This is a genomic window from Corticibacter populi (assembly GCF_004217315.1).
In the GTDB taxonomy this organism is placed as follows: Bacteria; Pseudomonadota; Gammaproteobacteria; order Burkholderiales; family Burkholderiaceae_C; genus Lampropedia; species Lampropedia populi.
This window is the reverse complement of record NZ_SGWR01000002.1, coordinates 940,059-961,368: the sequence shown is the minus strand read 5'-3', so window position 1 is coordinate 961,368 and position 21,310 is coordinate 940,059. Positions and strand designations below refer to the sequence as shown.

The 21,310-nt window shown below is 67.2% G+C and carries 20 protein-coding genes; 18 read left to right on the top strand and 2 right to left on the bottom strand.

Features of this window, described 5'->3' with window-relative positions:
- Positions 1-13 precede the first annotated feature (13 nt).
- The 13 genes from EV687_RS10485 (at position 14) to EV687_RS10425 (ending at position 14,298) form a co-directional block, all read left to right on the top strand.
- Positions 14-673, top strand: a complete 660-nt coding sequence (locus tag EV687_RS10485; protein WP_122230077.1) for a pseudouridine synthase — start codon at positions 14-16, stop codon at positions 671-673.
- A gap of 110 nt (positions 674-783) precedes the next feature.
- A complete protein-coding gene (locus EV687_RS10480) occupies positions 784-2,016 on the top strand; it encodes an MFS transporter (RefSeq protein WP_122230079.1) in 1,233 nt (410 codons plus the stop codon).
- A 99-nt stretch (positions 2,017-2,115) separates the two neighbouring features.
- Entirely contained in the window at positions 2,116-2,622 is a 507-nt protein-coding gene (gene ssb / locus EV687_RS10475) for a single-stranded DNA-binding protein (protein ID WP_122230081.1), read from the top strand.
- A complete protein-coding gene (locus EV687_RS10470; RefSeq protein ID WP_207226428.1) occupies positions 2,603-3,238 on the top strand; it encodes a glycine-rich domain-containing protein in 636 nt (211 codons plus the stop codon). The genes ssb and EV687_RS10470 overlap by 20 nt, the downstream gene beginning before the upstream one ends.
- A 19-nt stretch (positions 3,239-3,257) precedes the next feature.
- Positions 3,258-4,124 (top strand): TIGR04222 domain-containing membrane protein, encoded by an 867-nt coding sequence (locus tag EV687_RS18945; RefSeq protein ID WP_162846628.1) that lies wholly within the window; start codon positions 3,258-3,260, stop codon positions 4,122-4,124.
- A 513-nt stretch (positions 4,125-4,637) separates the two neighbouring features.
- Positions 4,638-6,242 (top strand): GMC family oxidoreductase, encoded by a 1,605-nt coding sequence (locus EV687_RS10460; RefSeq protein WP_122230083.1) that lies wholly within the window; start codon positions 4,638-4,640, stop codon positions 6,240-6,242.
- The gene (locus EV687_RS10455) at positions 6,226-7,347 is read left to right on the top strand and encodes an ABC transporter ATP-binding protein (protein ID WP_207226427.1); all 1,122 of its coding nucleotides are present in this window, start codon (positions 6,226-6,228) and stop codon (positions 7,345-7,347) included. The genes EV687_RS10460 and EV687_RS10455 overlap by 17 nt, the downstream gene beginning before the upstream one ends.
- Positions 7,344-8,510, top strand: coding sequence for an ABC transporter ATP-binding protein (locus EV687_RS19280; RefSeq protein WP_122230085.1), 1,167 nt, complete (start codon positions 7,344-7,346; stop codon positions 8,508-8,510). The genes EV687_RS10455 and EV687_RS19280 overlap by 4 nt, the downstream gene beginning before the upstream one ends.
- A gap of 116 nt (positions 8,511-8,626) precedes the next feature.
- The gene (locus EV687_RS10445) at positions 8,627-9,982 is read left to right on the top strand and encodes an extracellular solute-binding protein (RefSeq protein WP_122230087.1); all 1,356 of its coding nucleotides are present in this window, start codon (positions 8,627-8,629) and stop codon (positions 9,980-9,982) included.
- A gap of 44 nt (positions 9,983-10,026) precedes the next feature.
- Positions 10,027-10,905: a carbohydrate ABC transporter permease gene (locus tag EV687_RS10440; protein WP_207226426.1), complete on the top strand. Its 879-nt coding sequence runs from the start codon at positions 10,027-10,029 to the stop codon at positions 10,903-10,905.
- A gap of 21 nt (positions 10,906-10,926) precedes the next feature.
- Positions 10,927-11,763, top strand: coding sequence for a carbohydrate ABC transporter permease (locus EV687_RS10435; protein ID WP_122230089.1), 837 nt, complete (start codon positions 10,927-10,929; stop codon positions 11,761-11,763).
- Between the two features lie 28 nt (positions 11,764-11,791).
- Positions 11,792-12,751 carry an acetamidase/formamidase family protein gene (locus EV687_RS10430; RefSeq protein WP_122230091.1) on the top strand — a complete coding sequence of 320 codons (960 nt, stop codon included), beginning with the start codon at positions 11,792-11,794 and terminating at the stop codon, positions 12,749-12,751.
- A 62-nt stretch (positions 12,752-12,813) separates the two neighbouring features.
- On the top strand, positions 12,814-14,298 hold the full coding sequence (locus EV687_RS10425; protein ID WP_207226425.1) for an aldehyde dehydrogenase family protein: 1,485 nt from the start codon (positions 12,814-12,816) through the stop codon (positions 14,296-14,298).
- 27 nt (positions 14,299-14,325) lie between these two features.
- Here the strand turns inward: EV687_RS10425 and EV687_RS10420 are convergent, their stop codons facing one another.
- Positions 14,326-15,426 (bottom strand): oxamate carbamoyltransferase subunit AllG family protein, encoded by a 1,101-nt coding sequence (locus tag EV687_RS10420; RefSeq protein WP_162846629.1) that lies wholly within the window; start codon positions 15,424-15,426, stop codon positions 14,326-14,328.
- Positions 15,427-16,015: 589 nt separating this feature from the next.
- Between EV687_RS10420 and EV687_RS10415 the strand changes: the two genes are divergently transcribed.
- From EV687_RS10415 to EV687_RS10400, 4 genes are all read left to right on the top strand, one after another.
- Complete coding sequence (locus tag EV687_RS10415) at positions 16,016-16,231, top strand: DUF4089 domain-containing protein (protein WP_122230096.1); 216 nt, start codon at positions 16,016-16,018, stop codon at positions 16,229-16,231.
- Between the two features lie 53 nt (positions 16,232-16,284).
- Positions 16,285-17,706, top strand: a complete 1,422-nt coding sequence (locus EV687_RS10410; protein WP_122230098.1) for an AtzE family amidohydrolase — start codon at positions 16,285-16,287, stop codon at positions 17,704-17,706.
- Between the two features lie 30 nt (positions 17,707-17,736).
- The gene (gene hpxZ / locus EV687_RS10405; protein WP_122230100.1) at positions 17,737-18,114 is read left to right on the top strand and encodes an oxalurate catabolism protein HpxZ; all 378 of its coding nucleotides are present in this window, start codon (positions 17,737-17,739) and stop codon (positions 18,112-18,114) included.
- A 77-nt stretch (positions 18,115-18,191) separates the two neighbouring features.
- Positions 18,192-18,992, top strand: coding sequence for a GntR family transcriptional regulator (locus tag EV687_RS10400; RefSeq protein ID WP_122230595.1), 801 nt, complete (start codon positions 18,192-18,194; stop codon positions 18,990-18,992).
- Here the strand turns inward: EV687_RS10400 and EV687_RS10395 are convergent.
- Positions 18,979-19,596: a MarR family winged helix-turn-helix transcriptional regulator gene (locus tag EV687_RS10395; RefSeq protein ID WP_122230102.1), complete on the bottom strand. Its 618-nt coding sequence runs from the start codon at positions 19,594-19,596 to the stop codon at positions 18,979-18,981. The genes EV687_RS10400 and EV687_RS10395 overlap by 14 nt on opposite strands.
- Before the next feature lie 253 nt (positions 19,597-19,849).
- Here EV687_RS10395 and EV687_RS10390 point away from each other — a divergent pair, with 253 nt between their 5' ends.
- On the top strand, positions 19,850-21,142 hold the full coding sequence (locus EV687_RS10390) for an amidohydrolase/deacetylase family metallohydrolase (RefSeq protein WP_122230104.1): 1,293 nt from the start codon (positions 19,850-19,852) through the stop codon (positions 21,140-21,142).
- Positions 21,143-21,310 lie beyond the last annotated feature (168 nt).

Genomic DNA, 21,310 nt, shown 5'->3' with positions numbered 1-21,310 from the left:
CACTGGTGCCCCGATGCGCGCTCCCTCTTCCCCTCCCCGCCCTTCCCGGCCCCGTGCTCCATCGCCCCCTGGCCGAGCGGGAGTGCCGCCACGCCGTGTGGCCCGTCCGGCTCCCGCGCAGCCGCGCCTGCTGGCGCTGAACAAGCCCTATGGTGTGCTCACGCAGTTTCAGGATGGCCAGGGACGCGCCACACTGGCGGATCTCGTCGATGTGCCGGGCGTGTATCCGGCCGGCCGGCTCGACCTCGACAGCGAAGGCCTGCTGCTGCTGACCAATGACGGCCGGCTGCAGGCGCGCATCGCCGATCCACGCCACAAACTGGCCAAGACCTACTGGGTGCAGGTCGAAGGAACGGCCAGCGAGGCGCAATTGCAGGCGCTGCGCGATGGCGTGCTGCTCAAGGACGGGCCAACGCTGCCGGCCGAGGCCTTGCGCGTGCCCGACGAGGAGGCCCAGGCGCGCCTGTGGCCGCGCCAGCCACCGGTGCGCTTTCGCAAGACGGTGCCGACCAGCTGGCTGGCGTTGACCATCCGCGAAGGCCGCAACCGCCAGGTGCGCCGCATGACAGCCGCCGTCGGCCTGCCCACTCTGCGGCTGGTGCGCGTGCGCATCGGCGACTGGGCACTTGACGGCCTGTCATCCGGGCAGTGGCGCGAACTGGCCTTGCCATAGGGCACTTCATGAATCCCAACAGGCCCTAGAATTCCCGCTTGGCTTCCCGCCGCCTCCTGCCCCTACTTTTCCCCACACTTGCATTCGTGACCCCATCCAACCAAGCGCGCATGACGGCCGACGAGCGGCGCAGCAGTCTTGCGCTGGCATCCATTTTTGCCCTGCGCATGCTGGGGCTGTTCCTGGTGCTGCCGGTGTTCTCGCTGGCCGCCAGCGGCTACCGGGGTGGCGACGACCCGGCCCTGATCGGCCTGGCCATGGGCATCTACGGCCTCACCCAGGCATTGCTGCAATTGCCGCTGGGAATGGCCTCGGACCGGCTTGGCAGAAAGCGCGTCATCGTCTTCGGGCTGCTGGTGTTCGCCGCTGGCAGCGGCCTGGCGGCGCTGAGCGATTCGGTCTGGGGCCTGGTGATCGGCCGTGCCGTGCAGGGCGCGGGCGCGGTGTCGGCGGCGGTCACCGCGTTGCTGGCCGACCTCACCCGCGACCAGGTACGCACCAAGGCCATGGCGCTGGTGGGCATCAGCATCGGCATGACCTTCTCGCTGGCACTGGTGCTGGGGCCGTATCTGGGCGCGCGCATCGGCCTGGCCGGGCTGTTCTGGCTCACCGCCGCGCTGGCGCTGGCGGGCATTGCGGTGGTGCTGTGGCTGGTGCCTGTCGAGCCGCCACGGTCGGAGGCCGCCGCGGCGACCGGTGCCGTGCCGGCCGCGCCTTGGTGGCAGACGCCGGGCATGCTGCGCCTGGATCTCGGCGTGTTCATCCTGCACACCGTGCAAATGGCCATGTGGAGCGCCGTGCCGGCGCTGCTGGTGGCCGCCGGCCTGGCCCGCGAGGCGCACTGGCAGCTCTACCTGCCGGCGGTGCTGGCCTCGGTGCTTTTTCTGGGCGTGGTGTTCGCGCTGGAGCGGCGCGGCCATTTCACGCTGGCCATGCGCGCCGGCATTGGCCTGATCCTGCTGGTGCAGCTGGCGCTGGCCTGTGTCAGCTACGTCAGCAGTCACGCCAGCCATGCCTTGCCGCCGCTGTGGGGCCTGGGCGTGCTGCTGTTCATCTTCTTCTGCGGCTTCAACGCGCTCGAAGCCATGCAGCCCAGCCAGGTCTCGCGCCTGAGCGGCCCGGCCGCGCGTGGCGCTGCGCTGGGCGCCTACAACACGCTGCAATCGCTCGGGCTGTTTGCCGGTGGTGCCATTGGCGGGCTGCTGGTCAAGGCCTGGGGCCCGGTGGGCTTGTTTGCCGTGACGGCCGTGCTGGCCCTGCTCTGGCTGCTGGTGGCGCTGGGTGGGCGTCCGGTCGGCCGGGCGGCGGAGCCCGGGGCGGCCCCCGGCCAGCCGGGCTGCTGACCGTGGACGCAAGCTGCGGCACAATGGAGGGATTGTGCAAGGTCGTGCCCTCGCGGGCGCGGCGCTTTGTGAGCAACCATTCAAGAGCGGAAACCAGCCATGGCATCAGTCAATAAAGTCATTCTCGTCGGCAATCTCGGCCGTGATCCGGAACTGCGCACCTTCCCCAGTGGCGGGCAGGTGGCCAACGTCAGCGTGGCGACGACCGAGCAGTGGAAGGACCGCCAGACCGGCGAGCGCCGCGAGCTGACCGAGTGGCACAACGTGGTCTTCAATGACCGCCTGGCCGAGATTGCTTCGCAGTACCTGCGCAAGGGCTCGCCCGTTTACATCGAGGGCCGCCTGCGCACCCGCAAGTGGCAGGACCAGCAGGGCAATGACCGCTACACCACAGAAATCCGCGCGGACGTGATGCAGATGCTCGGCGGCCGTGGCGAAGGCGGTGGTGGCGGCTATGAAGGCGGTGCAGCCCCGTCCTTCGGCGGCGGCTCGGCTCCTGCTGCCCCGGCCCGCGCACCGGCGGCAGCCGCCGCACAGCGCCCGCCGGCGCCACCGGCCCAGCCCAAGGCCTTCGACAACTTCGAGGATGACGACATTCCGTTCTGACGGGTTGCGGGAGCCGGCGGTGGAGGTCGCCGCTGCCGGCCCCAGCCGCAGCCATCCGGTCTGGCAGCGACTGGACGCCTACCAGGTGGGACCGGAAACGGCGGATTTCTCTTTCATCCAGCGCCTGGCGCATGAGAACGGCTGGTCGCTGGCGCAGTCCGGACGGGTGATGGAGGAGTACCGCCGTTTCTGTTTTCTGGCGGTCACCGGCAGCGGGCAGGCCACACCATCGGATGCGGTTGATCAGGCCTGGCACCTGCACCTGACGTTCACGCACGACTACTGGCAACGCTTCTGCCCCGAGGTGCTGGGGCGACCGCTGCATCACCGGCCCACGGCTGGCGGCCCGGCCGAGCGGGCACGCTTCTTCGAGCAGTATGCGCAGACGCTGCGCCGCTACGAGCAGGTCTTCGGCGCAGCGGCTCCGGCAGATATCTGGCCTGGCGCCGCGCAGCGCCTGTTGCAGGATCCGCGGGCGCGCCGCGTGCATCCGCGCGATGCCATCATCATTCCCCGCCACGCCCTGCGTCGCTGGCTGCGGCAAGCCCTTCTGCTGGCGCTGTTGGCACTGGGGCTGGCAGTGCTGCTGCAGACCCTGGTCGGGGCCAGCGCCTGAAGACCTGAGAGCTTTTGCCATGCCGCTCGGACCGCTTGACCTGACCGCCGGACCTTTTCTGAAGCTGTATGCCGTGTTGTTCGTGCTGGCATTGGCGGTCAGCCTGGCGGTGCCGGCCTGGCTGGGGCAGCCGCGACGCGACAGACAGGGTGTGCAGCAGGCGCTGCAGGATTCCGCCTTGCTGGCTTACCTGGGGGGCGGTGCGGTACGCCTTGCCGAAAGTGTGATGGCGCGCCTGCTGGCTGCCGGCGTGGTCGAAGTCGACGGACAGCAGTTCCGTCACACGCGCAGGGATACGGAATCGTTTGCCGGCGATGGCGCGGCCCAGGCGGTGCTGGAGTTGCATTCGCCGTTCCGCTGGAGCGATATCGAGTACGCCTTGCATGACCAGGCCCAGGCGGCGGCGCAGACGCTGGTGCGCGCCGGCCTGTTGCTGGATGTCTTGCGGCAGGCCCGGCAAGGCTTGTATCAGGCCTTGCCGCTGCTGTTGCTGGTGGCGTTCGGCATGCTCAAGTGCCTGCTCGGCCTCGCCCGCGACAAGCCGGTGGGCTGGCTGCTGCTGGCCATGGCCGTCACGGCGGTGGTGGCGCTGCTGCGCTGGCGCAGCGTCGATGCCCGCACGGCCGAAGGCAAGGCCGTGTATGCGCTGGCGCGCCGGCGCAGCGAGCGGCTGCGTCGCGCACCGGCCGCCGACGAGGCCGATCTGGCGGTGGCGCTGTTCGGGACCGTGGTGCTGACCGGCTCGGGCCTGTGGGCCTTGCACCAGTTGCGCCATCCGCCGGACAGCGGTGCCGGCGCCGCAGGTGCTGCAGGCACCGATGCCGGTGCTGATGGAGGAAGCGGCTGTGGTGGTGGCTGCGGAGGTTGCGGCGGCGGTGGCGATTGACGTGACGTGAGCAGGTGCCAGAACGGTCTTTCGGCCGCCGATGCTTCGACGGGCGCATGTCGAAACCCGGTCGCACAGTGCCAGGGTGTGCGCGGATCTTCGGCATGCGACACCGAGCCGCCATGCACGATGGCGGTGCACGCTGCGCCCATGTGCCATCGGGCCTGCGGGCGGCGCCATGCCGCGCCGCGCTGAAGCGCTACGGTGCGATGGCACTGAACATGTGCGCCAGTGCCCGCCAGATCGGGGCCTGTGGCCACTTCCTCCCCTGCAGACTCCTTGCGTGCCCCGCTGCTTCCAGCCGTTTTGCCAGGCGGCGGGAGCCCGCCTGCGTGCTTCCCTGCTGCTAGATTCACTCGCCCTGGCATGAAGCTTGCTTTAGGTGGTGTACCACATTTATGTGGTCGAACGGTGAACCAAAACGATCCGCCCCGATGCATGACCCGGCAGCAGCTTGCGCGGCCTGGAGCATCACCCGGCGGCGGTTCGGGAAGATGCAGGAGAACTTGATCAATGAGCCAGCCAAGGGAGCTTTTGCCCTCCTATGACTATGTGGTCTGTGGTGGTGGCGCGGCCGGTTGCGTGGTGGCAAGCCGGCTGGCGCAGGACTCGGATGCGACGGTGCTGCTGCTGGAAGCCGGCGGCGATGAACGCGTGCCGGCGGTGGAGGACTCCCGGTTGTGGATGTCCAACATCGGCGGCGAGCGCGACTGGCGATTTGTGGCCGAAGCCTCGCCACACACGGCAGGGCGGCGGTTGCCGTTGCCGATGGGGCGGGTGCTGGGCGGCGGCTCCAGCACCAACGGCCTGATTTGGGCCCGTGGCCACAGGAATGATTTCGAGCTGTGGGCCAGGGAAAGCGGTGATGCGCGCTGGTCCTATGAACAGGTTCTGCAGGTCTACAAGCGCATCGAGAACTGGCAGGGCACGCCCGATCCGCAGCGCCGGGGTACCGATGGTCCGATGTTCATCACCAAGCCGCAGGATCCGGTGCCGGTCGCGCAGGCCTTGGCAAGGGCCTGTGTGGCGGCGGGCATTCCCGAGGTGGACGATCTCAATGGCGCGGCGATGGAGGGCGACGGGGCATGCGGCATCGCCAACGTCAATGTGGCGGCGGGTGCCCGACGTGTGTCGGTTGCCGGTGCGTACCTGCGCCCCGCCATGGCACGTCCCAATCTGACGGTGCTGCTGCATGCGCAGGTGCGCCGGCTGGTGCTCGATGGGCAAACCGTCAAGGGTGTCGAGTTCAGCCATCGGGGCCAGGTTCTCGAAGTCGCGGTGGACGCCGAGGCGGTGCTTTGCACCGGCGCCATCAACACGCCGAAGATCCTCATGCTATCGGGCATTGGCGACAGGGCGGAGCTGGCCCGCCACGGTATCGAGTGCCGCCACCATCTGCCTGGCGTGGGCGCCAACTTCCAGGACCACATCCTGGTGGCCGGATGTGTCTGGGAATACCAAACCCCCGAGCCGCCCCGCAACAACGCGGCCGAGTTCACGCTGTTCTGGAAGAGCCGGGCGGGGCTGGACCGGCCCGATCTGCAGCCGGTGCTGGAGGAATGCGCCTTCGGCAGCGAGGTCACGGGGCCGGCCTATGGCCTGCCGAGTGATCGTGCCGCGGCGTGGACCCTGGCGCCCGGACTGGTGCGTCCGCAAAGCAGGGGGCGGGTGCGCCTCGCCAGTGCGGATCCGGACCAGGCACCGCGCGTGGAGGCGAATTTTCTCTCGGCGCCGGAGGATGTGCAGGCATTGATGGCCTGCGTGAAGCTGTGCCGGGAGCTTGGCAATGCGCCGGAGCTGGCACCGTTTCGCCGGCGCGAGCTGATGCCCGGAGATCTGGATGACAAGGCGTCGCAGGCCTGGCTGCGGCAGGCGGCCGGCACCTATTTCCACCAAAGTGGCACTGCCCGCATGGGCCAGGGCGATGACGCCGTCGTGGATGGCGCGCTGCGCGTGCACGGCGTGCAGGGCCTGCGGGTGGCCGATGCCTCCATCATGCCCGAGGTCACGACCGGCAACACCCACGCACCCTGCGTGCTCATTGGCGAGCAGGCCGCGCAGGGGATGCTTGAAGCGCACCGCGGTTGCGGCATGGGAGGTCATGATGGCAGCCGTTGAATTGCAAGGCGTCAGCAAGAGCTATGACGGCACCACATTCGCCATCGAGGGCCTGAGCCTGCAGTGCCGGCAGGGCGAGATGCTGGCACTGCTCGGCCCCAGCGGGTGCGGCAAGTCCACCACGCTCAAACTGATCGCAGGCATCGAATGCATCAGCGGCGGGCGCATTCTCTTCAATGGCAAGGATGTCTCGGAGCTGGACACCGCCTCGCGCAACGTGGCGATGGTGTTCGAGGACTATGCGCTGTATCCGCACCTGAGCGTGTTCGAGAACATTGCCTTTCCGCTGCGCATTCGCTCGTATCTCCACAGCGAGGTCCAGCGCGCGGTCGATCGCATCATCGATCTGCTGGAACTGCAGGATGTGCGTGACGCCAATGTGCGCAAGCTCAGCGGCGGTGCGCAGCAGCGCGTGTCGATTGGCCGCGCCCTGGTGCGGGAGCCCGATCTCATCATGTTCGACGAGCCCCTGAGCCACATGGATGCCGCGCAGAAGGTCGGTCTGCGCAGCGAAATCGCCCGCCTGCAAAAGGCCGCCAAGCTGACTTCCGTGCTGGTCACGCACGATCAGACGGAAGCCATTTCCATGGCCGACCGCATCGCCGTGATGGACAAGGGCGTGCTGCAGCAGGTGGCGACCGCCGCCGAGATCTATGCACGGCCGGCCAATCTGTTCGTGGCCAGCTTCATCGGCGAGCCGCCCATGAACCTGCTGCCCGCCGAGCTGCTTGCCAGCGATGCCTCCGCCGTTCAGCTGGCACTGGCCGGAGGGGCGCAACTGGCGCTGCCGCTGGTGCCGCATGGCGCCATCCTGCAGGGCGCGACGGGGCGCGAACTGGTGGTGGGGATCCGGCCGGAGCATGTGCGGCTGGCCGCGCCGGAACGCGCGGACATTCCCGCATTCGACGCCTGCATCGACACCGTGGAGACACGCGGAGACCATGATGTGCTGCAGCTGCAAAGCGCCATGGGGCCGCTGGTGATGGAGGTGGGCGGGCCCAGCGGTTTCCTGGCCGGGCAGACCCTGCGGTTCCAGGTCGAGCCACGCCATGTGCATGTCTTCGATGCGAAAACCACCCGAAACCTTCTGGGAGAGCAGGCGTGAGCACAGACCCATTGACAGTGGAGGCTGCGGCACTGGCGCAGGCCGGGTTGCGCATTTCGGGCCTGAGCAAGTCGTTCCAGCGCACGCAGGTCTTGAAGCATGTCGGCCTGGACGTTCAGCCGGGCGAAATCGTGGCGGTGGCGGGGCCGTCCGGGGCAGGCAAGACCACGCTGGGCCGGCTCGTCAGCGGGCTGGAGACGGCGGATGCCGGATCCGTGCAGCTGGCGGGGCGGGAGCTGCTGGCGCAGCCGCCCCAGAGGCGCCATGTGGCGCACATGTTCGAGTCCTTCGCGCTGTACCCGAACATGACGGCCTTCGACAACATTGCCTCGCCGTTGCGCTCGCCCGCCTGCCGCGAGAAGCCCGATGCGCCGCGGATCCGCCAGCGCGTCATGGATCTGATGGAACTGACGGAGATCGCGCACCTGGCCGAGCGCCGTCCATCGGACATGTCCGGCGGCCAGAAGCAACGGGTGGCGCTGTGCCGCACGCTGGTGCAGCAGCCGGATCTGTTCATCCTGGACGAGCCCATCGGCCATCTCGATGCCAAGCTGCGCCACAAGCTGCGCGGTGAGATCCGCCGGCGGCAAAAGGCCCTGGCCCAACCCACGCTCTGGTTCACGCCGGACGTGGTCGAAGCCATGGCGGTGGCCGATCGCGTGGTGATGCTCGTCGATGGCGGCATCCGCCAGGTCGGCAATGCGGCGGCGCTGACGCAGTCGCCCGCCGACACCGACGTGGCCCGCCTGACGGGCGATCCCTCGATGAACCTGCTGTCCATTCAGCTGCACCAGCAACAAGGGCAGTGGTGGGCGCGCTTCGACGGCTCGGACACCCTGTTGCCGCAGTGGGTGGGGGAACGCATGGCCGCCGAGGGCGTGCTGGCGGCCACGCTGGGCTTCCTGCCCGCGCACACCGAGGTCCAGGCCGACGTGCTGCTGGGCCCGGACGGCCTGCCGGCGACGGTCTACGCAGTGGAACCATTTGGCAAGTACACGCTGCTGACGCTCACCGTGGCGGGCCAGCGCATTCGTGCCAAGGTGCCCGCAGCGTCCGAATGGTCGATCGATCAGCGCGTCTCGGTGGGCATGCCGGCGCAGGGCCTGTGTCTCTTTCATCCGAACAGTGGGCGGTTGCTCGCGGTCTCCTCCCCGGCGCCATGAAGCTCGCGCCATTTTTTCAACACTCTGTTAAAAGGCTCCCCATGACAAAAAGATTCTCCATCGCCCCGCGGCGCGGCCTGGCCCGCCCGGTTCTTGTCGGCCTCTGGAGTTGCCTGATGCTTGGCCCTTCCCTGGTGCAGGCGCAAGGCTGGTCCTACAAGGAAGCTGCCAAGCCCTATGCCGGCACCTCCATTCGCGTGCTCGACGAAATCACGCCATTGCAGGAAACCATGAAGCAGCTGGTGCCGCTGTTCGAGGAAGAGACCGGCATCAAGGTGGACTATGAACTGCTGGGCCATGCCGATGTGATCAACAAGGGGCAGGCCGACCTGTTCTCCGGCCGGGGCTATTACGACGGCATCATGCTGCACGGCCTGCAGATGGGGCCGCTGCTGGCCGGCAAGGTGCTCGAGCCCATCGATGGCTTTGCAAGCGATGCCAAGCTGGCCAATCCCGCGCTCGACGCCAGTGACTTCCTCCAGCCCGCCGCGGGCACGCTGACCCAATGGGGTGGCAAGCACTACGGCTACCTGACCTGGAACTACAACCAGATCTACTGGGCCCGCAAGGACCTGCTGGAAGACCCGCAGGAGCAGGCGGCCTTCAAGGCCAGGTATGGCTACGACCTGGCACCCGCCAAGACCATGGATCAGCTGCTGGACATCGCGGAATTCTTCACGCGAAAGTCCGGCCAGACCCTCGCGGGCAAGCCCCTGGCCAGCGATTTCTACGGCATCGTGATGGAGGGCATTCCCGCTGGTACCACCTTCACCACGCTGTGGGAGAACTTCCTGGTCAACTGGGGCGGCGGCCTGTATGACGCGCAGGGTCGTCCCCACTTCGACAGCCCCGAGAACATCGCCGCCATGACCTTCTGGGCGAAGCTGTGGAAGTACGCGCCGCCCGGCCAGGCCGAGTACTCGCTGGTGGACGTTCCCACGGTGATGGGCAACGGCATTGCCGCGCAGTCCATCGCCTGGAGCGATTTCGTGCTGGGGATCGACAAACCGGGGGCCTCGGCGCTGGCCGGCCAGTTCGTCTATGGCGGCATTCCGCGCAACCCGGCCTACCAGGGCGCAAGGCACGCCGGTGGCGAGCCCTCTCTGATCGCCATCTCCAAGGCCAGCAAGAAGAAAGAGGCGACCTTCCTCTTCCTGCAATGGCTGGTGGACAAGGAAACCCAGGCCGAGCTGATCGCCAAGGGTGCCGGTGGCGTGCCCATCCGCAGTTCCGTCTTCGGACTGCCGGCGCTGCAGAACCCCGAGACGGCCAGCCTTTACGGTGCCATGAAGGACACGCTGGAAGTCCTGCCGGCCAAGCCCAAGCTGCCGAAATTCTTCGAGATCGACACCGCGCTGGCGCCCATCGTGCAGCAGGTCGGCCTTGGCCGCCTGACACCCGAGCAGGCCGCCAAGCAGGGCCAGGCCAAGCTGGTATCCATCTGCGGCGACAAGTGCACGCTGGACCAGTAACAGTAACGCCGCCCCCGCGCAATCCCAACGAAGAGAGAGGCCGTATGCAGTTGACGCACAAAAACTGGTATCCGTGGGCCCTGATTGCACCGGCCATGCTGGTGCTGGTGGTGGTGAGCCTGCTGCCGTTCTGCTTTGCGGTCTACATCAGCTTCCGGGAGGTCAACTACGGCCAGATCGGCGATCTGGCCGGGTTCGCCAATTACCAGCGCCTGTTCTCGGACGACCGCTTCTGGAACAGCCTGTGGGTGGCGACCAAGTTCGTGCTGATCGCCGTCCCGCTGGAGTTCGGGCTGGGCCTGGCGGGAGCGCTGCTGCTCAACCGCGGCATCTGGCTGCGCAGCGTGTGGCTGCCGCTGCTGTTCATCCCCAGCATGATGGCGCCCATCGTGGTCGGCCTGCTCTGGAAGGTGATGTTCGCCGGCTCGTGGGGCCTGATTTCCTACAACGTGCTCGAGCGCTTCGGCTGGCTGAGCGGCACGTCGGTGTTCTCCTCGGCCGATTACGCGCTGGTGGCGCTGGCGTTCGTGGACATCTGGCAGTGGACGCCCTTCATGATCCTGGCCTTCTTTGCCGGCCGGCAGGCCCTGCCGGTGAGCCCCTATCGCGCCGCCGCGGTGGATGGCGCCAGCCCGTGGCAGGTGTTCTACCGCCTGACGCTGCCGATGATGGCGCCGCTGCTGGCCGTCATCGGCATGCTGCGCTTCATCGATGCCTTCAAGGTATTCGACTCCATCTACATGCTCACGGCCGGCGGGCCGGGGGTCAGCACCGAGTCGCCGAGCATGCTCGCCTACAAGATGAGCTTCGAGCAGTGGCGCATTGGCGAGTCGGCCGCCTTTGCGGTGGTGATCTGGGTGATGTTCTTCCTGCTGTGCAGTGTCTTCTACCACGTGGCCAAGAAGCGCCTGAACGCCTTCTGAGCGAACCCCGGGAGTTGTCTGATGTTCAAGAAACGTTCTCGCTCTGCGGAGCCCGTCTCCTGGCTGGCCACCCTGGTGGTCGTGGCCGTCACCCTGATCGTGCTGTTCCCGGTCATCTGGTTCGCCTCCATGATGTTCCGCCCGGAGACCGCGATGTTCGCGCGCCCGACGCAGTGGCTTTTCACGCCCACGCTCGATCACTTCAAGTACGTCATCGACAGCGGCTTCCTGGGTTACATGGTCAATTCCTTCGTGCTGGCGTCGCTGAGCACCTTGCTGGTGGTGCTGGTGGGCACACCGGCGGCCTACGCGTTTGCCCGCTTCGACCTGAAGTACCGGGACGACATGTTCCTTTTCGTGCTGGGCACGCGCATGGCGCCGCCCATCTGCCTGGTCATTCCGTTCTATCTGGTGTTTGCCAAGGTCGAGCTGCTGGACTCCTTCATCGGCCTGACGCTGGCCTACATGACCTTCAACCTGTCCTTCTACATCTGGGTGACGCGCAGTTTCTGCCGCGACCTGCCCATCGAGCTGGAAGAGGTGGCGATGGTGGAGGGCTATTCCCGCCCGGCGATCTTCCTGCGCGTGGTGCTTCCGCTGCTGCGCTCGGGCATTGTCTCGACCGGCGTGCTGTGCTTCATCTTTGCCTGGAACGAATTCCTGTTCGCCTTCATGCTGGGCGGCGAGGGCACCCGCACCCTGCCGGTCGCCATGCCGCTGCTGATCACCACGCAGGGCGTGCGCTGGGGCGCGATGGCGATCGTGGGCGTGATGTCCATGGTGCCGGTGCTGCTGGCGGTCTTCCTGCTGCAAAAGCACATCGTGCGTGGCCTGACGATGGGCGCCGTCAAGGGCTGAGGCGCCAGGGATGAGGGGAGATACCTGCATGACACACCATTACCTGCCCGCTTCGCCGCAGACCGTGTGCTGGGGCGCGTGGGACGCCGCCCGGCCGGCGGTGCTGCGCGTGCGGCCGGGCGACACGGTCACCATCGACACGCTCTCGGGCGAGCCCGCCGACCTGCCTGCCGATGAGCGGCTCATCCTCGCGGAGCACCGCGGCGTGCTTGCCGGCACCGACAAGCGCCTCGGCCCGCACCTGCTGACCGGGCCGATCTGGGTGGAAGGCGCCGAGCCCGGCGATGCGCTGGAGGTTCATCTGCTCTCCATCGAATTGCGCCAGTCCTGGGGCTGGAACCTGGTCAAGCCCGGGCGCGGCACCCTGCCCGATGACTTTCCCGTCGGGCGCCTGATGCACATTCCGCTGGACGCGGCGCGCGGCGTTGCGCAGATGCCCTTCGGTTCGGATGTGCCGCTGCGGCCGTTCTTCGGCAATTTCGGCGTGGCGCCGGCGCCCGAGCTGGGGGCCGTCAATTCGATGATCCCGATGGCGCATGGCGGCAACATGGACAACCGTGACCTGGTGGCCGGCACCTGCGTGCGCTTTCCCGTGTTCAATCCGGGCGCGCTGTTCTCCGCCGGTGACGGCCATGCCGCGCAGGGACACGGCGAGGTGTGTCTCACCGCCATCGAGACGAGCCTGCGCGGCACCTTCCGCTTTGAATTGATCAAGCATGCGCAGCTGTGCATGCCCCGCGCCGAATCGCCCACGCACCTCATCAGCATGGGGCTTAACGAGGATCTCGATGAAGCGGCCAGGCAAGCGCTGCGCGAGATGATCGCCTGGCTGGGGGCCGACTATGGCATGGCACCGCTGGACGCCTATTCGCTGTGCAGCGTGGCCGGCGACCTGCACGTCACGCAGACCGTGGACATCAACAAGGGCGTGCACTGTGCGTTGCCCAGGCAGGTCCTGCCGCGCGTGGCACGGCCGTTGCATGGCTAGACCTCGAATGCTTTCCTTGTCTTGAATCTCCGTTCCCTCCGCTTTCCATGAGAAGTTCCACCATGACTACCGGCCCCCTGTCTCCCATTACTCCCGCAGAATTCGGCACCCGCGTCGCACCCATGTACATCAATGGTCGATGGTGCCTGAGCAGCGCCGGCCTGGTGGCCGACGACGTCAACCCCGCCACGGGCGCGGTGTTCGCCCAGGTGGCGCAGGCCAGCGCCGAGGACGTGAACGCCGCCATCGCCGCCGCGCATGCCGCCCGGACGGGTTGGGCGGCCATGCTGGCCGGCGAGCGTGAGGCCCTGCTGCTGCGTGCGGCGGACCTGTTTGCCGCCCACCGCGATGCGCTGCGCGACCTGATCATTCAGGAGAACGGCTCCGTCTGGATCAAGGCGCCCTGGGAGGTGGACTACGCCGTGGACTGCCTGCGCTCCGCCGCCGGCTGCATCCGCCAGCCGCATGGCGAGACGTTCCCCACCACCACGCCGGGCGTGGTGAGCATGACGATCCGCCAGCCGCTGGGGGTGATCGGCGGCATCTCGCCGTTCAACTCGCCGCTGCTGCTGGGCATGAAGAAGGTGGCGTTTGCCCTGGCGGCTGGCAACACCTTCGTGCTCAAGCCGTCGGAGCTGACGCCATTGGTGGGATTGAAGATGGCCGAGATCTTCGAGCAGGCCGGCCTGCCCCCTGGCGTATTGAACGTGGTGCCAGGCGATGCCGAAGTGGGCAGGCTGCTGGTCAGCGACGAGCGCGTGCGCATGATCACCTTCACCGGCTCCAGCAAGGTCGGCCGCGTGCTGGCCGCGGAGTGCGGCAGGCATTTCAAGCGGGTCTGCCTGGAGATGGGGGGCAAGAGCCCCACCGTGGTGCTCCAGGATGCAGATCTGGACTATGCCGTGGATGCCGCCGCATTCGGCATCTTCTTTCACCAGGGGCAGGTCTGCATGTCCAACTCGCGCATCATCGTGGAGAAGCCACTGTACGAGGCCTTCTGCGAGAAATTCGTGGCCAAGGCCCGAACCATCCGGGTGGGCGACCCGCGTTCACCCGAGACGGTGGTGGGGCCGCTGGTGCGCGAATCGCAGGCGCACTTCATCATGGGGCAGATCGAGGATGCGGTGGGCCAGGGCGCCAGCGTGCTGACAGGCGGCACGCACGAGGGCCCGTACTTCCAGCCGACCGTGCTGACGGGCGTGACGCCGGCCATGCGCATCTATGGCGAGGAGTCGTTCGGCCCCGTCACCAGCATCTATTGCGCCGATGACTTCGATCACGCCGTCCATCTGGCCAATGACACCAGCTTCGGCCTGTCATCGGCGGTTGTCACCAACGACCTGCAGCGTGCCTTCGAGTTCGCCCACCGGGTCGAATCCGGCATGGTGCACATCAACGACACCACCATTGCCGACGAGCCGCACATCACCTTCGGTGGCGTCAAGAACAGCGGCCTGGGACGCGAAGGCGGCGAGGCCTCCATGCACGAGATGACCGAGGTGAAGTGGGTGACCTTCCAGCTCGGCAAGCGCCAGTTCCCGTTCTGAGTACCTGTTCTGAGGCGCCTGCGCGCCCTATTGCCTGCGCGCCGGCGTGAATAGTGATGGCGGGGCGGCGTAGACCCCGCGCCCGATCAGGCCCGAGCAGGCTGGCGCGCCGAGGATGGCCAGGTTCACCAGGGCGGATTGCCCGCTGGCGGCGATGGCTTCGGGACTGGCATTGCCGGTCCTGGCATCGAGAACGGCGGCGCGATGCGCCCGGAGATCCTGCGGCAGAAAGCTGGCATAGGTTTGCGCGAGCGCGGGGCTGAACGCCAGCGCCTGTCCGCCGAGGCCGGCGAAATCGATGACGGCACTGTCGCCGATGGCTCCGAGGGCTTCGCGGGTCTGCATGCCTTCCATGGACACGCCGGCCGGCGGCACGGCATCCACGGTGCGCCAGGCCGTTTCCCCACGCCCGCGCCAGCCGAATTGCAGGCCATTGCCGCCGACCGCGCTGATCGGGCTTGCGCTCTCCTGCAGCCATGCACTGCTGGCGGCCATCAGGATGGGAAGCACAAAGGCGGGATAGGCCGCGAGCAAGGCCCTGTCCCGCGCGGGCAAGGACAGTGACTCCACCAGCCTTGCATTGGCGGCGCTGGTCAGCGCATGGCATTCCTCGCCTTGCTGCAGGGCAGCGAGCACCAGCGGAGCCAGGGCAACAGGCTGCCGGGCGAGCGCTGGCCTGAGGACCTGAAGGCCGAACAGTTCCATCATCCGCAGCCGGGCCGCGGCATCGTCCGGCGGATTGCCAAAGCGCAATGCCGGCACCCCCGCCTCGATGAGGGGAGCGAAGCGGCGCCCATTCGCTCCCTGCACCACGGCCAGCGGGGCACTGGCCGAGACGACCTGCGCCAGCGGGGTGACGACGCCAAAGTCCTGGGCCGGGCGCAAGGTCACCGCACCCGAATCGAGCATGTGGCAAGCCTGCGCGGCATCGCCTGCCAGCCCTTCGTACAGGATGGCGAACAGCGTGGCGCGGCGCATTGCCTGCGGCACGGCGCCGGCCAGGGGCGGGCCGGCATGCAGAAAGGTGGTGGTGGGCAGTTCCGGCAACACGTCGGACCGCGGCGCGATGTCGACCAGGGCGATGGCGTTGAACCGCCCAGCGATGTGATGGATGGAGAAGATGTCCATGCAGACCTGACCTCGGCATAGGAGTGGGCGTGGCACCGGCAAAGCAGCCATGGCATGGCGCAGCAGCCCGGCAAGTAAGAGGTATACAACATAAATCTAGCATGAAAGAGCCGTGTCATGCGCAAGACAGGGGGATCGATTGCTTTGCGTGCGAAGCCGCCTGCTGCCCGGCGCGCGGTCTGCGGCAAGGGTGGCACGCCGAGAGGGGGAACCGAAAGCAGAGTGCTGCATGCACCAAAGCGACGCACCGGCAATGCATGGGCCAGGCAATGAGCATCGGTGGACGCAGGTGCGCACGCGGATGGCCTTGCCGACGCCGCGCCGCCAGCGCTCTTCTCGCACGGTGGTATGCTTATTATGTGGCATGCCACTTGCTTGCCCGTGTGCAGGGCTTGTATCCAAGATGACGTGTGCGAAATGGGGCTTGTCCTTGCGTTCACGGACGCCGCTCGGCTCCATGCGCACGTCCATGTGCGGACGACCATGTGCGCACATCGGCAAGTCCTGCGCAGGCACGTCTGCCTGGGTGTGCCGGCCCCGGTGATCTTGGGGCTTGCAGTTTGGCAGTCTTTCAACCGGAGAAACGTCGATGAGTCGGAACAGCCAGGATCTGGAAGCATATGTGCGGAGCAGTGCCGACTTGCTGTCGCTGCCCCTGGATGCCGCGCAGGTGGCACGTGTGGCGGACCACCTGTCCAGAACCGTTGCCATGGCGGCATTGCTGGAAGCCTGCGATTTGCCGGTGGAAGACGAGCCAGCCAGCCTGTACTGGCCGGCGCCATACCCTGACGCAGCGAGGCCCTGAGCGAGTGCACAAAGGGCCGCATTTCCATACAGAGATCAGAAAGAACCGACATCATGAGCATCCCCGCCGGCAGTCTGGAATGCCTGGCTGCCGTGGCCAGCGCGGATCTTGCCGCCAACGACTGGCTGGCGCAGTGCCAATCCGGCATCGAAGCCACCCATCCCGCTGTCAATGCGTACACGCTGCAGACATCCGCCAGGGCGCAGCGCGAGGCCGAGGCCATTGACGCCATGCGGCGCGCCGGACGGGCGCTGCCGCCACTGGCCGGGCTGCCCTATGCGGTCAAGAACCTCTTCGATATCGAGGGGGAAGTGACCCTGGCCGGCTCCAAGATCCGTCGCCATGCGGCGGCAGCGCGGTCCGACGCGGTCTTGGTGGAACGGCTGCGCAGTGCGGGTGCGGTGCTGACCGGCGCGTTGAACATGGACGAATTTGCCTATGGCTTCACCACCGAGAACAGCCACTATGGGCCAACGCGCAATCCGCATGACCTCACGCGCATCGCCGGTGGCTCCTCGGGGGGCTCGGGCGCGGCGGTGGCGGCGGGGCTGGTGCCCGTGGCCCTGGGCTCGGACACCAATGGCTCCATCCGCGTTCCGGCATCGCTGTGCGGCGTCTGGGGCCTCAAGCCGACCTTCGGCCGCCTGTCGCGGCGCGGTGCCTACCCCTTCGTCCACAACCTGGACCATGTCGGTCCGCTGGCCGATTCGGCCCAGCTGCTGGCGCTTGTCTATGACGCGCTGCAGGGGCCGGACCCGCAGGATCCCGCCTGCCTGGCCACCACGGTCCAGCCGGTGGGTGCCGCACTGGGGCAAGGGCTGGACGGCTTGCGCGTAGGGGTGCTGGGCGGGTACTTTGAAGACAATGCCTACGACTCGGCCCGGCAGGCCGTGGCGATGGTGGCCGAGCGGCTGGGCGCACTCCCCGGGCGGGTGCAGTGGCCGGAGGCCGAGCGGGCCCGTGCGGCCGCATTCATCGTGACCGCCAGCGAAGGCGGCAGCCTGCACCTGGCGGAATTGCGCACGCGGGCTGCGGATTTCGAGCCCGTATCGGTGGATCGCTTCATTGCCGGCGCCTTGCAGCCAGCGCACTGGTATGCCAGGGCGCAGCGTTTTCGCCGGGCCTACCGCGATGCGGTCAATCAATTGTTCCGGCATTGGGATGTGCTGCTGGCACCTGCGACGCCCTGCGAGGCCACGCCGATCGGGCAGCCCTGGCTGAAGCTCAACGGCGTGCCGCAGCCGACCCGCGCGTCCATGGGCATGCTGGCGCAGCCGATCTCGTTTGCAGGCTGTCCGGTGGTGGTTGCGCCCACCTGGCCGGATGCTGCTGGCGGTCTGCCCGTCGGCGTGCAGCTGATTGCCGCCCCCTGGCGCGAGGGCCTGGCCCTGCGGGCAGCGCATTGGCTGGACCGGCTGGATGACGATGGCATTGGCGTGCGCCCTGCCGCGCTTGCGGCTGTGCATGGTGCGTAGACACCCAATCATGAAAGGGAGGCCAACCGGATGCATGAGATCAATTTGCCAGAAGTCCTGGCGGAAGTCAGCGCCGAATGCGATCGCTACGAGCGCGCATTGACCGGCAATGCGGTGGCGGAGCTGGACGCACTGTTCTGGAGCAGCCCTACCACCATCCGCTATGGCGCATCCGAGAACCTCTACGGCTACGCGGCGATCCAGCAATTTCGCGCGCAGCGGCCCGGCAAGGGCCTGGAGCGCGAGGTTCTGCGGCGGGAGATCACCACGTATGGACGGGACATTGCGACCAGCCATCTGGAGTTTCGCCGGCAGGGGCAGACACGCATCGGGCGGCAGTCACAGACCTGGCTGCGGCAGGCGGAGGGATGGCGTGTGGTGTCCGCGCACGTGAGCTGGATGGATTGACCATGGGAAAGCATGGCAACCCGTCCTGTGGCAAGGCTCGCGAGTTGGGCGAGACCGTCGATGCCGGTGGTGGCGCCATGGATGCGGCTGCCGGCAAGGAGGTGCGGTTGGATGGCAGCACGTCCAGGTCGCGGCCATCCCGTGCGGAAGAGGTGTATCTGCGGCTGAAGCAGGACATTGCGAGCTTTCGCCTGGTGCCGGGCGATCGCTTCACCGAGGGCGGCATCTGCGCGCGGCTCGACGTCTCCCGCACGCCCGTGCGGCAGGCGCTCTATCGCCTGCAGCAGGAAGGCTATGTCGAGGTGCTGTTCAGGGCCGGCTGGCGCGTGCTGCCCATCGACTTCAAGAAATTCGAGGAACTGTACGTGCTGCGCAGGCTGCTGGAGGTCGAGGCCGTGCGGCGCCTGTGCCTGGAGCCGGCGGCCTTCCTGTCCGAGCGCTACGATGCGCTGGCGGCCATCTGGCTGGGCCCGATGGAGGCGCGCGAAACCGATTCCGTGCGCGTCGGCGGCCTGGACGAACAGTTTCATGGCGCGCTGGTGGAGGCGGCCGGCAATGCGGAAATTGCCAGGGTCCATCGCGACGTCACCGAGCACATCCGCATCATCCGCCGCCTGGATTTCACCTGGGCCGCCCGCATCGAGTCCACCTATGAGGAGCACGGACAGATACTGCGGGCCATCAGCGCCGGGCGAGGCGAAGAGGCCTGCCGGCTGCTGAGCGCGCACATCGTTGCCAGCCAGGCCGAAATCAGGAAGATCACCTTGAACCAGATCCAGATGGCCAAGCGCCAGAGCCTGCAGTCGCTCGGGAATGCGGGTGACGATGACGTGGGTGGCGCGGAGGACGCACCGGCCGGGGACGTCAGCGGTGCTTGAGCAGCGGCGCCCGCTCGCTCGTGTCGGAGGCGACCAGCAGCGCCATCATGCGGACCAGTTCCTTGCGCTCAGGGGCAGGCAGCGCCTCGATGGTGCGCGCGTGGGCGCGCAACACGGCTGGCTGGATGGCCTTGACCAGTTCGCGGCCCGCGTCGGTGAGCCTCACCAGCCGGATGCGGCCGTCCTGCTCGCTGCGGCGCCGCTCCAGCAGGCCCCGGTCGCTCAGGCGCGGCAGCACTTCCGCCACGCTGGTGCGTTCCAGCCCGATGTAATGGGCCAGTGAGTTCTGGTCCAGTTCGCCATGGTCATTCAGGGTGGAGAGCAGACTGTATTGCACCGGAGTGATGGCCGCATCGGTGACCTCTTCGGCAAACAGGGCGCAGTGGATCTGATGCAGGCGCCGGATCAGGAAGCCGGGCCGGCTGAGCAGACTGGATTCGGCCCTTGTCCTTGCCTGCGTTCCGGCGGTGCGTTTGCCTGCCCGTTGTGCTGGCCGTTGGTCGGGAAGGGGAGATGGCGCCTTGCGGCCGGCATTTTTCTCCGGCCCGGAGATGGCGCCGTCAGGGGCCGTTTTTCTGGTCTTCTTGGTCGCTGGTCGAGTCATATGGATGTCGTCAGGGTACACGGGGGTTGCACAAGGCGTCCCTCGATCCGTTTGCGCCTGGTGCCTGCAGGCCTGGCCGCCCACATGCTGTCAGTGTAGCGACTCGGCGCCGGACCACCGGCGTTTGTGTCGCCGTCGCGCGCCGGCAGGCGCGGCGGGCGCCGGCACGCATGTGCCATTCAGGCACTATTATTGCTATTACGTGGTATACCACTCAATCTCGAGTCGTTTCATCAAGTAAAGGAAACCCCATATGACCGATATCCTCCTCAAAGGCGGCAGAGTGATCGACCCTGCCGCGCAGCGCGACGGCATTTTCGACGTGCTCATCCGGCAGGACGCCATCGCCGCGATAGGCCCGGATCTGGATGCGCAAATGACGCCGGGAACGCAGGTCGTCGACTGCCGGGGCAAGCTGGTGCTGCCGGGCATGATCGACACGCATGGTCACATTTATCAGGGGGTGACCGGCCGCTTCGGCCTGGAGCCGGACATGTGCGGCGTGCATTCGGGCGTGACCACCATGGTCGATCAGGGCGGCGCCAGCTGCATCACCCTGCCGGGCTTTCGCAGCCATATCATCGAGCGCTCGAAGACGCGCATTCTCTCCTACCTGTCGGCGTACCTGGTCGGCGGCCTCGAAGGCCATTACTACCCCGAGCTGTACCGTCCCGAATGCCTGGACGTGGACGCCACGGTCAAGGCCGCGAGGACGAACCCTGACATCGTGCGGGGGCTGAAGGCGCATGCCGAAATCGGCGGCTTTGCGCGCTGGGGGCTGGACGTGATGAAGCTGGCCGCGCAGATCGGCCGGGAATCGAACCTGCCCGTCTACATCCACTTCGGCCAACTGTGGCCCAAGCCCGAGCAGGGCGGCAAGGACGTCAATCCGGACAGCATCTTCAACCAGGTGGTGGACCTGCTCAAGGCCGGCGACATCCTGGCGCACCCGTTCAGCCGCCATCCCGGCGGCTTCGTCGAGCTCAATGGCCAGATCCACCCGATGGTCAAGGAAGCCATTGCGCGGGGCCTCAAGATCGATGTCGGCCACGGCTCGCACTTCAGCTTCAAGACCGCGCGCATCGTGCTGGATGCGGGCATTGTTCCCGACACCCTGGGCGCGGACATGCACGGCTACAACACCATCGTGCCGCCACCGCCGGGCACGCCGGACTGGCACCCTGACGAGAGCACCCACATCTTCAAGGGCAATGAACGCTTCAGCCTGGCCTCGGCCATGACCAGCATGCTGGCGCTGGGGTTGCCGCTCGGCCATGTGGTGGCCATGGTCACCAGCAATGCCGCCAAGCTGGCCGGGATGGAGGGCGAGATCGGCACCTTGAAGGTCGGCGGCGTCGCGGACGTTTCCGTGCTCGAAGACATGCGCGGCCAATGGGTGATCCATGACAACGAAGGCACGCAGGTTTCCACGGACCGCCAGCTCCGCCCGCTCTTTTGCTACCGCGCTGGCGAGCGCTTCGAGGCGGATGCGCCCATTCTTCCCGAGCTGCGCGTGCTGTCGGAGCGCGCGGCCGTGGGAGCATGAGCGGGCGCATGAAATGCGGTTGCCCATGGCGCTCCGGCCTTGCTCCGCAGCGCCTCTCCAGGCCAATTCGGTGCGTTTGCGCCGGGCGGGCCGCGGCGGACGCCGTGTTGGTGCCTCGATCGTGGCCGGATGCACCAAAAGAAGACTTTTTCAGGCCGGTGACCGGAC